Source organism: Sporosarcina sp. P26b, assembly GCF_002743245.1.
Lineage (GTDB): Bacteria > Bacillota > Bacilli > Bacillales_A > Planococcaceae > Sporosarcina > Sporosarcina ureae_C.
Genome location: NZ_PDYW01000018.1, coordinates 19,297 through 31,449 on the forward strand (window position 1 = coordinate 19,297; position 12,153 = coordinate 31,449).

Consider the following 12,153-nt stretch of genomic DNA (forward strand, 5'->3'; position numbering starts at 1 on the left):
GATGAATAGCATTTTACTAGCGCTCCAATTTTTCACGTCGCTGCCTGTCCATAAAGAGTTACCGCTCGGGAAAAAGGAAGTATCGGGCATGTATATCGCTTTGCCGTTTGTCGGTGGTGGTATTGGAGTGTTACTCGCGGGAGTTGCATACATAACGAGTGATTTCAATAGTTTTCTTGCGGCTGTACTGATCTTGTTGGCAGGACTGATTGCAACGGGCGGCTTACATGTAGATGGCTTTGCTGACCTTGGCGATGCGTTCTTTTCCTATCAGGATCGGGAAAAACGTCTGACGATTATGGATGACCCCCGGCTCGGTGCGTTCGGCACGTTGTCGCTACTCGTTTTACTCTGTTTGAAAATCGGTCTGTTCATTGAAATCCTACAGCTCGCAAACGGTTGGGTATTGCTCGTGGCGGTGCCGATTCTTTCTCGCGCAGCTTTAGTCGCGTATTACACGCTGACGAAAACCGCAAAAACAAGTGGTATAGCATACTTTTTCAAAAAACATTTCCTACGTGGACGCATGTTGCTCGCTTCAAGCACAATCAGCATCGTGACAGTGGTTTTAGTAAGTATTCAATACCGTTCATTTGTACTAATTCCCGTCTTGCTACTCGTGATTTGCTTGTCTATTTGGCTATATAATCGCTGGACGATCAAACATTTTGGCGGTGTTACAGGGGATCTATGCGGTGCATTTATTGAAGGAATGGAGGTTTTATTATGGCTCGTCCTTATCGTTTATTTCTCATCCGGCATTTAAAATCGACTTCGAACGGAAATGGGCAATACTGCGGCTGGACGGATTGTGATTTGATTTCAAATGAAGGAGATCCAATCGAATTTCCGGTCGCTGTGCCGCATGTTTTTTGCAGTGATTTAAAGAGAACGATTCAAACGGCCGCCATCTATTTCCCACAAGCGACTTTTGAAGCGGATCCGCGCGTAAGAGAATGTAATTTCGGAGATTTTGAAGGCAAGACTTATGCGCAATTAAAAAATGATCCCGACTATCGTAATTGGCTGAATGATCCGTGGCATGTACCGCCACGCAACGGCGAAAGCTTGGGACACGTAAAGTCACGCGTGCTGGATGCGTTAGCCGAATTACCAAGTGACTCGGTTGTCGTGACACATGGCGGCGTGATCCGGGTAGTGCTTGATACGTTCACGCAAGACGACCGATCATTTTGGGACTGGGATGTATCGAACGGCTCAATCTGGCAACTCGAGTGGGCTAGTAAGGAAGAGTTCAAGGAGGGGAAGCCATGCACGTCTTTATCGGAGGTGCCTATAACGGCAAAACAGACTATGTAAGACGTTGGATTGGTGACAAGGCGGCATGTTTCTGTACAATGGATACAACCGCGACGGCCAAGCCTAGTGAATCACTTGTTATTAGTGGCTTACATGAGTGGTTGATGCATACCGATAAAACGGAGGCAGAAGCACGCGATGCTGTACAGCAAATAATTAGCTCCGACACAGTTTTTATTCTAACCGACATGGGTCGTGGCATCGTTCCTCTTGACGCCAAACAGCGAGACCTTCGCGATCGGTGCGGCCGGTTATATCAACACTTATTTGCGGAAGCAACAAACGTCACAAGAATTTGGTACGGTATTCCACACACAATCAAAGGAGTGAAGTGAAATGAAAATTTATACGAGAACGGGCGATAAGGGAACGACGGCTTTAATTGGAGGACGCGTAGCAAAAGACGACTTGCGCGTCGAAGCATACGGCACGATCGATGAACTGAATTCATTCGTCGGCAAGGCGATGACGGAACTCGACACAGAGAAATTCGCGGACATCCTAACTGACCTTGAAACTATCCAAAATGAATTATTCGACGGTGGCGGTGACTTGGCGAACGTCATGAAAGAACGCCACTACAAGCTCGACGAAGAGCCGATTACAGTTCTCGAGCAACGAATCGACAAGTTGATGGAAGAAGCACCTGAACTCGAACGCTTCATCCTTCCCGGAGGATCACCAGCTGCTGCAACATTGCACATCGCGCGTACCGTAACCCGCCGAGCAGAACGCGTGACGGTTACACTAATGAACGCAGCAGACGACGTTTCACCAGTCGTCGTGCGCTACTTAAACCGTCTTTCGGATTACCTATTCGTAGCGGCACGCATTGTAAACGCACGTCTAGGAATTGCAGACAACGAATATGTCCGCAGTGCCAAAGTATTCCGCACAAGTGAGAAAAAAGATAAGTAATTGCAGGGGAAAAGGGATGACAGGCTGAAGCTGTCATCCCTGTTTTTGTGTGTCGCTCTATTGAGTGGCGTGACCGCTCTATGCGGACGTTTGAGTGCTCTATCCGGCCGCGTGACCGCTCTATGCGGATGTTTGAGTGCTCTATCCGGCCGCGTGACCGCTCTATGCGGATGTTTGAGTGCTCTATCCGGCCGCGTGACCGCTCTATGCGGACGTTTGAGTGCTCTATCGCGTCACATATCCGCTCTAAGCCGACGTCCGAGTGCTCTATCAGGCCGCGTGACCGCTCTATGCGGATGTTTGAGTGCTCTATCAGGCCGCGTGACCGCTCTATGCGGATGTTTGAGTGCTCTATCCGGCCGCGTGACCGCTCTATGCGGATGTTTGAGTGCTCTATCCGACCGCGTGACCGCTCTATGTGGATGTTCGAGTGCTCTATCCGGCCGCGTGACCGCTCTATGCGGACGTTTGAGTGCTCTATCTGGCCGCGTGACCGCTCTATGCAGACATCCAAGTGCTCTATCGCGCCACCTACTCGCTCTATCAACTCCCACAATCACACTCGAATCACATCATACAACTTCGCAAACTCTCTCATACTCAAAATCTTCGGCACGGGGTACAACGGATTGGCTTCAGACGCCGCTCGTTCGACCATCAGCGGAATATCTTCCTTCACGATCCCTTCCACCTGCTCAGGGATCCCCATCAAACGGTTCAACATGCGAATTTCCTCAATAAACTTCTCCGCCTTCATTCGTTTCGTATCCGAACGACTCGTAATTCCAATTAAATCAGCCAACTCTGAGAGGGGCTCATAGACAGTTTTTCCATAATACTCGAGCACGTGTGGCAAGATAATTGCATTCGCTAATCCATGCGGCATATTATAAAATCCGCCGAGTGTATGCGCAATTGCATGCACATTGCCTACGTACGCCCGTGTGAATGCCTTTCCAGCCAAATAAGAAGCCCGCTGCATATTTGTTCGTGCAGTTAGATTTTCACCATTACGATACGCTTCATATAAATTTGCAAACACCAACTGCACCACTTCGCGACTATCTTTCCATGTTTCCTTCGTATTACTGTTACCAATATACGCCTCAACTGCATGTGTCAACGCATCAATACCGGTGGCAGCGGTAATCGAAGGTGGCAACTTGATGGTAAGTAGGGGGTCGAGCACTGCGTAATGTGGAATCAATGAAGTATCGCTGATCGCATACTTCTCATGCGTCCTGCTATTTGTCACCACCGCGGCCAATGTTGCTTCGCTTCCAGTACCTGCAGTTGTCGGTACCGTAAACAACGTCGGAATTCGCTTGCGCACATGGAATAAACCCTTCAGTTCGGGAATATGTTTATTGGGTCTGGCAATGCGTGCACCGACCGCTTTCGCGCAATCAATTGGTGACCCGCCACCAAACGCAATCAACGCCTCGCATTCGTTCGCTAGATACAACCCACGCGCTTCCTCAATATTATCAATTGTCGGGTTCGCAACCGTCTTGTCATAGACTAAGTACTTGATGCCGAATGAATCAAGTCCAACGAGCATGACATCTAGTAAACCAAGTTTCGCAATATCACGGTCTGTAATAATCAGCACGCTACCAATTCCGAGACTCTTCACCTTACCGGCAAGCCCCTCCAGGCTCCCAGGACCAATGAGTAGCTCAGGTTCACGCCATGGCAATAAGTACATACCCGCCTTGAGCCCGTTTTGAAATAAACGTGCGTATAATCGATACATAACCAAAACCCCTCTCCAATGCGCACAGCACATTATGAAAACGTTATCATTAATCGGTAAAATTTGCTATATTGATATATAGTGAAAAGCGAATAATTTCAAAAGTGAAGCTGATGGGGGATTTCAAGTGAAAAGATGTGCTTCCAACGCTTCACTTTTACTCGCAAAAGCCGTTCTTCGTTACGGCTCTTCCCGCAAGCCCATGGGAAAGCGTCCGCCAGCTGGAGCTTCCATCCCGTCATACTTACAACTTCACTCACTACTTTCAGCACTCACGGGGTAAAGGATTGGAAAAGTCAACCTACTCAAAGAAAAATAAAATTTCGAAAAACTGTTGACTGAATGATCATTCATTATTACACTATACATAGAATATAATTGAAAGCGGTTTCTCATTAGGGGTTTTACAGAGAAGCAAAGGAAGGGGAGAAAGAGATGAACACACTACTCATCGCAAACTGGGTATTATTTGTAGCAGTCGTCGTATACGGCTTCGGTCTATTCCTATATCTATTAAAAACCCGATACGAATTCATTCGACTGGGGAGAAAAGAAGAATTCGACAACGACATCAAAGCGCGTTTGAAAAAAATCTGGGTCTATGTATTTGGACAAAAGAAACTATTGAAAGATAAAAAGAGTGGGGCTATTCACGTCATGTTCTTCTATGGCTTCCTACTCGTACAATTTGGCGCTATCGACCTGATCTGGAAAGGATTAAAGCCGGGTTCACATCTGCCACTGGGCCCGTTGTATCCAGCATTTACATTCTTCCAAGAGATCGTCGTATTCGTCATACTAGTAGCGGTCGTCTGGGCATTCTATCGTCGTTACATGGAAAAGCTCGTTCGTCTAAAACGTGGTTGGAAATCAGGTCTAGTTCTTATTTTTATCGGACTACTGATGCTCTCCACACTAGTCGCAAACGGCGCGAACATGATTTGGCACAATGAAGGCACGACATGGACAGAGCCAATGGCGTCAATCATCGCAACGGTGTTCAGCGGAGTACCTACAGGCGTAGCCGTCACGATATTCTTTATCGGTTGGTGGGTACACTTACTGACATTGCTGACGTTCTTAGTGTATGTGCCACAATCCAAGCACGCGCACTTGATCGCAGGTCCAGCAAACGTGTATTTCCATCGCTTGGATCACGCAGGTCGTTTGAAGCCTATCGATTTTGAAGCGTTGGAAGAAATTGAAGACGAAGAGGACATGCCACCACTAGGTGTTGGTAAGATCACGGACTTCACACAAGCGCAAATGATCGACTTTTATGCATGTGTAGAATGTGGACGCTGTACGAATATGTGTCCTGCAACAGGTACAGGTAAAATGCTGTCACCGATGGACTTGATCACGAAACTTCGTGACCACCTGACAAACACAGGAGCGATCATGACGAAGCAACAGCCGTGGGTACCTCAACTCATGTTTAAAAACTCACAAGGAAATCAATTGGCACTCGCTGCTACGGCAGAAGGAATGACAATGGATGAACTATACAATCCTTCATTGATCGGCGATGTCATCACAGAAGAAGAGATCTGGGCATGTACAACGTGCCGTAACTGTGAAGACCAGTGTCCGGTTATGAATGAACACGTAGATAAAATTATCGACCTTCGCCGTTATCTTGTTATGACGGAAGGGAAGATGAACCCGGATGCACAGCGCGCGATGACAAACATCGAACGTCAAGGTAATCCATGGGGTCTTAACCGTAAAGAGAAAGAAAACTGGAGAGATGCACGTCCAGACTTGCACATCCCGACAGTGAAAGAAGCGAAAAAAGCTGGAGAAGACTTTGAATACTTACTATGGGTAGGTTCCATGGGAGCATTCGATAACCGCTCACAGAAAATTGCTCTATCGTTCGCACATTTATTGAATGAAGCAGGGGTAAGCTTCGCGATTCTTGGTAACAAAGAGAAGAACTCTGGGGACACACCACGTCGTCTCGGAAATGAATTCTTATTCCAAGAGCTCGCTACAGCGAATATCGCAGAATTTGAAAAAGCGAACGTTTCAAAAATTGTTACAATCGATCCGCACGCTTACAATATTTTCAAAAATGAATACCCTGACTTCGGTCTGCAAGTCATCGTGAAACACCATACTGAATTACTTCATGAATTGGTGATGGCAGGCAAACTAGTACCGAAACATGCAATCGATGAAGTGATCACATTCCATGATTCTTGTTACTTAGGACGCTACAACGATGTCTATGATCAGCCGAGAGAAATACTTAAAGCGATTCCAGGTGTTACACTCGTTGAAATGGAACGTAACCGTGAAGACGGTATGTGTTGTGGAGCTGGTGGCGGAATGATGTGGATGGAAGAAGACACAGGGCAGCGCGTTAACGTTGCACGTACTGAACAAGCGCTGGAAGTCAGCCCAGGAATCATCTCTTCTGGATGTCCGTATTGCTTGACGATGCTATCCGACGGAACGAAAGCAGTTGAAGTCGAAGATCAAGTCGGCACTTACGATATCGCCGAACTATTAGAACGCTCTATTTTTGGAGAACACGAAACAGTGGCTGAACCTGAAGTGGAAGAACCTGTAGTAGAGGAAGAAGTAGTTGTACAAGAAGAAGTGCTTGCAGAGCCTGAATTGGCTGTAACGGTTGAAACAGAGGATGAAGCACCGAAAAACGACGATGGAAAACAAGATTAAAATTATTGCGAATACCGTGTAAATACCGTACAATTAAGAGTATCTAAAACGCTAACATGCAACTGAATAGATAAATGAGAGGGTCTTCGTGCCCTCTTCTTTATTAAACAAATATCGAGCGAGCGTTCAGTCAGTACACAAAATAGGAGGAATTTGAAAATGAGAACAGTAATCTTACAAGGTGCTAGAACACCATTTGGAAAACTAAGCGGTGCATTGCAGTCCCAAACAGCAAGTGATCTTGGTGGTATCGCAATAAAGGAAGCGCTTTCACGCGCTGGAGTACAAGGCGATGAAGTAGACGAAGTCATCATGGGAACAGTATTGCAAGCAGGCCAAGGTCAAATTCCTTCCCGTCAAGCAGCTGTCAAAGGCGGCATTCCATACGGCGTTAAAACAGAAACAATTAACAAAGTATGTGCTTCAGGCATGCGCAGTATCACACTCGGAGATCAGCTCATCCGTCTTGGCGATGAGACGACAATCGTCGCAGGCGGTATGGAATCTATGACCAATGCACCGTATTATGCAAATGTCCGTTCAGGTTTGAAAATGGGCGATAGCACATTGGTAGACGGCATGATCTATGATGGACTGACATGTTCATTCTCCGAAGGCAATGTCCACATGGGCACATACGGAAACAGCACAGCAAACGACTTCTCTGTGAGCCGTGAAACGCAAGATAAATGGTCACTGCGCAGTCATGAACGTGCGCTTGCAGCAATCGATAACGGATTATTCGCAGAAGAAATCGTTGGAGTCAGCATTCCACAACGTAAAGGCGATCCGATCGTTGTAACGGAAGACGAAGGTCCACGTAGAGGTAGCTCGCTTGAAGCGCTAGCCAAATTGCGTCCGGCTTTCGGTAAAGAAGGCAGTGTCACAGCAGGAAATGCACCAGGCATCAATGACGGAGCGTGCGCGGTTGTCTTAATGAATGAAGAAGAAGCGAAAAAACAAGGCAAAGAGCCACTTGCGGTCATCCTCGGGCACGCAGAAGTCGCGATCGAACCAGAACGTTTCCCTGAAACACCAGGTCACGTCATCAAGGCATTACTTGAGAAAACAGGTAAAACTGCAGACGAAATCGATCTATACGAAATCAATGAAGCATTCGCAGTCGTTGCGCTGGCTAGCTCACAAATCGCTGGGCTCGATGAAGAAAAAGTGAATGTCAATGGTGGAGCAGTCGCACTAGGACACCCAATCGGTGCGAGTGGAGCGCGTGTTGTGCTTACACTAGCGAATGAATTAAAACGTCGTGGTGGCGGAATCGGTATCGCAGCAATCTGTTCAGGTGGCGGTCAAGGGGATGCCATCATGATCGAAGTACCTAAAACTAACTGATTGGGGGATTCCAAATGACAATTGAACATGTATTCGTAATCGGTGCAGGACAAATGGGTGGAGGAATCGCCCAGGTCTGTGCACAAGCGGGCTATCAAGTGACACTTCATGATCTAAATGAAGAAGCGTATGATCGAGGTTTTAAGGTCATCACGAAGAACTTGGAACGCAATGTGGAAAAAGGTCGTATGACAGAAGAAGAAAAAGAAACGGTTCTAGGCCGTTTCACGAAATCGACTGATATGCAAAATGCCAAAAATGCCGATATCGTCATCGAAGCGGCAGTTGAAAATATGGCGGTTAAATCAAAGATCTTTGCAGAACTGGATGAAATTACGCCAGAGCATACAATTCTTGCGACCAATACGTCTTCGTTGCCAATCACAGAAATTGGTGCAGCAACAAAACGCCCAGGTAAAGTAATCGGCATGCACTTCATGAATCCGGTACCGGTCATGAAGCTCGTAGAAGTCATCCGAGGACTCGCAACAGATGATGATGTCTATCAAGCGGTCGAAGACATGACGAAAAAGCTCAATAAAACACCAGTTGAAGTGAATGACGCACCTGGATTTGTTGCAAACCGTGTGCTGATGCCGATGATCAACGAGGCGATCTTTACATTATACGAAGGCGTCGCAACGAAAGAAGCAATTGACGATGTCATGAAAATGGGGATGAATCATCCAATGGGGCCCCTGCAGTTGGCAGATTTCATTGGACTCGATACATGCCTCTATATTATGGAAACACTGTATGAAGGATTCGGCGATTCAAAATACCGACCATGTCCATTATTGCGTAAGTACGTGAAAGCAGGCTGGTACGGTAAGAAAACAGGTCGCGGTTTCTATACCTACGAATAAATTGATTAAGCTGAAAGCAAGAGGTGAGAAGGATGGACTTTACATTAACAGAAGAACAACAAATGATGCGCCAAATGGTTCGTGATTTCGCAAAGAACGAGATCGAACCTTGGATTCCTCGGATGGAAGATGGGGAGTTTCCACGTGAACTACTAGAGAAAATGGGCGAGCTTGGATTGATGGGAATTACAGCGCCTGAACAATATGGAGGTTCAGAAATGGACTTCCTGTCATATATCATCGCGATTCACGAACTATCGAAAGTCAGCGCCGTCATGGGCGTCGTGTTGTCTGTCCATACTTCTGTTGGAATGAATCCAATCCTCTACTTCGGTACGGAAGAACAAAAGAACCGCTACTTGCCGAAGATGGCATCAGGTGAATACCTTGGTGCATTCTGCCTGACAGAAGCATCTTCTGGGTCAGACGCAGGTTCATTGAAAACAAAAGCTAAGCGAGTCGACGACCATTACGTGATCAACGGCTCTAAAATGTTCATTACAAACGGTGGAGAAGCAGATGTCTACATCGTCTTTGCCAACACGGCTCCTGAAAAAGGAACGTACGGCATCACCGCATTCATCGTCGACCGAGATACACCGGGATTATCGATTGGCAAAGACGAAAAGAAAATGGGCCTACATGGATCACGTACCGTCGCGCTGAGCTTCGACAATATGAAAGTACCTGTTGAAAATAGGCTTGGTGAAGAAGAAGGCGGCTTCAAAATTGCCATGGCCAACCTCGACGTAGGCCGAATCGGAATCGCAGCCCAATCACTAGGCATAGCAGAAGCCTCACTAGAAGCCTCTGTAGATTACGCAAAAGAACGCGAACAATTCGGCAAACCAATCGCCGCCAACCAAGGCATTGGATTCAAACTAGCCGACATGGCAACCGCAACAGAAGCGGCCCGCCTACTAGTCTACCGCGCAGCGTGGCTACGAACAGAAGGCAAACCATGCGGCAAAGAAGCCTCCATGGCCAAACTATTCGCATCCCAAGCAGCCGTAGACAACTCCATAGAAGCCGTCCAAGTATTCGGCGGCTACGGCTACACCAAAGACTACCCAGTAGAACGCTACTTCCGCGACGCAAAAGTATGCCAAATCTACGAAGGCACAAGCGAAATCCAAAAAGTAGTCATCGCCAAGCACGTTACGAACTAACAAACTGTCAATGCACGGTTCGACCCTCAATTTAGGCGAACAGCGTAATATTTATTAAAATATACTAATTTCAATGACATTACATTGCTTGATAGATTTATACGTAGGGATTGGAGCGGAAGACGGGCGACTCCTGCGGGAATAGCATGAGCCTTGAGACCCCGCAGGTAGCGAAGCGGACGAGGAGGCTCAAGCCATGCCCGCGGAAAGCGTCCCGTCTGGAGCTCCAATCCCCAACCACTATCCAAATTAAAGCTTTACGTAATCAGAACCGAGATTTTATTAACCAAACATAACAAGGGGTGGGAGAACAATGGACTTTAAATTATCAGAAGAACACGAAATGATTAGAAAAATGGTACGCGACTTTGCACAAAAAGAAGTAGCACCAACCGCAGCACAACGAGACGAAGACGAAACCTTCGACATGGACATCTTCCACAAGATGGCCGAACTCGGACTCACAGGCATTCCATGGCCAGAAGAATACGGCGGAATCGGCAGCGACTTCCTAGCCTACGTCATCGCAGTAGAAGAACTATCCCGTGTCTGCGCATCCACAGGCGTCGTCCTGTCCGCACACACATCTCTAGCAGGATGGCCACTATACAAATACGGCAACGAAGAGCAAAAACAAAAATACTTACGTCCACTTGCAGAAGGTTCGAAAATGGGCGCATACTGCCTAACAGAAGCAGGTTCAGGCTCAGACGCAGGTGGCATGAAAACTACGGCAAAGCTTGACGGTGACGACTACGTGCTAAACGGCTCGAAAATCTTCATCACAAACGGCGGAATTGCCGACACATATATCGTCTTCGCTGTAACGGATCCCGAATCCAAACATAAAGGAACGAGCGCATTCATTGTAGAAAGCACATTCGAAGGTTTCTCTGTAGGGAAGAAAGAGAAGAAAATGGGTATTCGTTCATCGCCTACAACAGAAGTTGTACTCGAAAACTGTCGCGTACCGAAAGAAAACCTTCTTGGGGAAGAAGGCGACGGATTCATTATTGCTATGAAAACACTTGACGGTGGACGTAATGGGATTGCAGCTCAAGCAGTCGGCATTGCACAAGGCGCACTCGACGCTGCTGTCGATTACTCAAAAGAGCGTACACAATTCGGTAAGCCAATCGTTGCGAATCAAGGTATCAGCTTCAAATTGGCGGATATGGCAACTGCGACAGAAGCTTCTCGTCTATTGACATACCAAGCAGCATGGCTTGAATCCAATGATCTGCCATATGGTAAAGCATCTGCCATGGCCAAACTAATGGCTGGCGATACAGCGATGAAAGTGACTACTGAAGCGGTTCAAGTGTTTGGCGGCTACGGTTATACGAAAGATTATCCGGTAGAACGCTATATGCGTGACGCGAAAATTACGCAAATCTATGAAGGTACACAAGAAATTCAACGTCTCGTCATTTCTCGTATGCTGACGAAATAACAGGGGGTCTACCCAATGCCAAAACATGAAGTGAAATCTACTGTCAAAGATGAAGAGCTTATTCAGAGGAGACGCGAACAAATTAGTCGAGGCGCTGTTAAGCTGTTTATCAACAAAGGGTTTCACCGTACGACAACACGTGAAATTGCCAAAGAAGCCGGCTTCAGTATAGGGACGCTGTATGAGTATATCCGGACAAAGGAAGATGTTCTGTATCTCGTCTGCGACAATATTTACAATGAAGTCAAAATCCGTCTTTCCGAACTCGACACGAATGATAAAACGATAGAAGGATTGCGCGTAGCAATTTCGCGGTATTACGAAGTGATCGATCAAATGTCCGATGAGTTCCTCGTCATGTACCAGGAGTCAAAATCCTTGCCGAGAGAAGCATTGCGCTACGTTCTAACGAAGGAGCTGGAGATGGTTGAGCAATTCGAGACAATCATCCGTCGATGCATGGAAGCGGGAAATCTGCGTATTGGACCGGATGAAGTATCGTTGACGGCGCACCATATTTTAGTATCGGGTCAAATGTGGTCGTTTAGAAGATGGGCACTGCGCAAAGAATATTCATTGCAACGCTATATCGATATACAAACAGAGCAAATTATCAAAGGGCTTGAAAAGTAA

The 12,153-nt window shown here is 46.8% G+C and carries 11 protein-coding genes; 10 read left to right on the forward strand and 1 reads right to left on the reverse strand.

The features are described from left to right. Position 1 precedes the first annotated feature (1 nt). From cobS to CSV69_RS12950, 4 genes are read left to right on the forward strand one after another with little or no spacing between them, the layout of a single operon-like run. Positions 2 to 766, forward strand: a complete 765-nt coding sequence (gene cobS, locus CSV69_RS12935; protein WP_099693627.1) for an adenosylcobinamide-GDP ribazoletransferase — start codon at positions 2 to 4, stop codon at positions 764 to 766. Continuing rightward, the gene (locus CSV69_RS12940; RefSeq protein WP_099693628.1) at positions 727 to 1,320 is read left to right on the forward strand and encodes a histidine phosphatase family protein; all 594 of its coding nucleotides are present in this window, start codon (positions 727 to 729) and stop codon (positions 1,318 to 1,320) included. Before cobS ends, CSV69_RS12940 begins: the two co-directional genes overlap by 40 nt. After that, a complete protein-coding gene (locus CSV69_RS12945) occupies positions 1,272 to 1,655 on the forward strand; it encodes a bifunctional adenosylcobinamide kinase/adenosylcobinamide-phosphate guanylyltransferase (RefSeq protein WP_085429072.1) in 384 nt (127 codons plus the stop codon). The genes CSV69_RS12940 and CSV69_RS12945 overlap by 49 nt, the downstream gene beginning before the upstream one ends. 1 nt (position 1,656) lies before the next feature. After that, positions 1,657 to 2,238, forward strand: coding sequence for a cob(I)yrinic acid a,c-diamide adenosyltransferase (locus tag CSV69_RS12950; protein ID WP_085428120.1), 582 nt, complete (start codon positions 1,657 to 1,659; stop codon positions 2,236 to 2,238). 556 nt (positions 2,239 to 2,794) lie between these two features. Here the strand turns inward: CSV69_RS12950 and CSV69_RS12955 are convergent. Continuing rightward, on the reverse strand, positions 2,795 to 3,994 hold the full coding sequence (locus tag CSV69_RS12955) for an iron-containing alcohol dehydrogenase (RefSeq protein ID WP_099693629.1): 1,200 nt from the start codon (positions 3,992 to 3,994) through the stop codon (positions 2,795 to 2,797). 435 nt (positions 3,995 to 4,429) lie between these two features. Between CSV69_RS12955 and CSV69_RS12960 the strand changes: the two genes are divergently transcribed. From CSV69_RS12960 to CSV69_RS12985, 6 genes are all read left to right on the forward strand, one after another. After that, a complete protein-coding gene (locus CSV69_RS12960) occupies positions 4,430 to 6,682 on the forward strand; it encodes a (Fe-S)-binding protein (RefSeq protein WP_099693630.1) in 2,253 nt (750 codons plus the stop codon). Between the two features lie 159 nt (positions 6,683 to 6,841). After that, on the forward strand, positions 6,842 to 8,032 hold the full coding sequence (locus tag CSV69_RS12965) for an acetyl-CoA C-acetyltransferase (protein ID WP_085428123.1): 1,191 nt from the start codon (positions 6,842 to 6,844) through the stop codon (positions 8,030 to 8,032). A 14-nt stretch (positions 8,033 to 8,046) separates the two neighbouring features. Further along, the gene (locus tag CSV69_RS12970) at positions 8,047 to 8,898 is read left to right on the forward strand and encodes a 3-hydroxybutyryl-CoA dehydrogenase (protein ID WP_099693631.1); all 852 of its coding nucleotides are present in this window, start codon (positions 8,047 to 8,049) and stop codon (positions 8,896 to 8,898) included. A 32-nt stretch (positions 8,899 to 8,930) separates the two neighbouring features. Continuing rightward, on the forward strand, positions 8,931 to 10,067 hold the full coding sequence (locus CSV69_RS12975; RefSeq protein ID WP_099693632.1) for an acyl-CoA dehydrogenase: 1,137 nt from the start codon (positions 8,931 to 8,933) through the stop codon (positions 10,065 to 10,067). A gap of 313 nt (positions 10,068 to 10,380) precedes the next feature. Continuing rightward, on the forward strand, positions 10,381 to 11,520 hold the full coding sequence (locus CSV69_RS12980) for an acyl-CoA dehydrogenase (RefSeq protein ID WP_085428126.1): 1,140 nt from the start codon (positions 10,381 to 10,383) through the stop codon (positions 11,518 to 11,520). 15 nt (positions 11,521 to 11,535) lie between these two features. After that, positions 11,536 to 12,153 carry a TetR/AcrR family transcriptional regulator gene (locus CSV69_RS12985; protein WP_085428127.1) on the forward strand — a complete coding sequence of 206 codons (618 nt, stop codon included), beginning with the start codon at positions 11,536 to 11,538 and terminating at the stop codon, positions 12,151 to 12,153.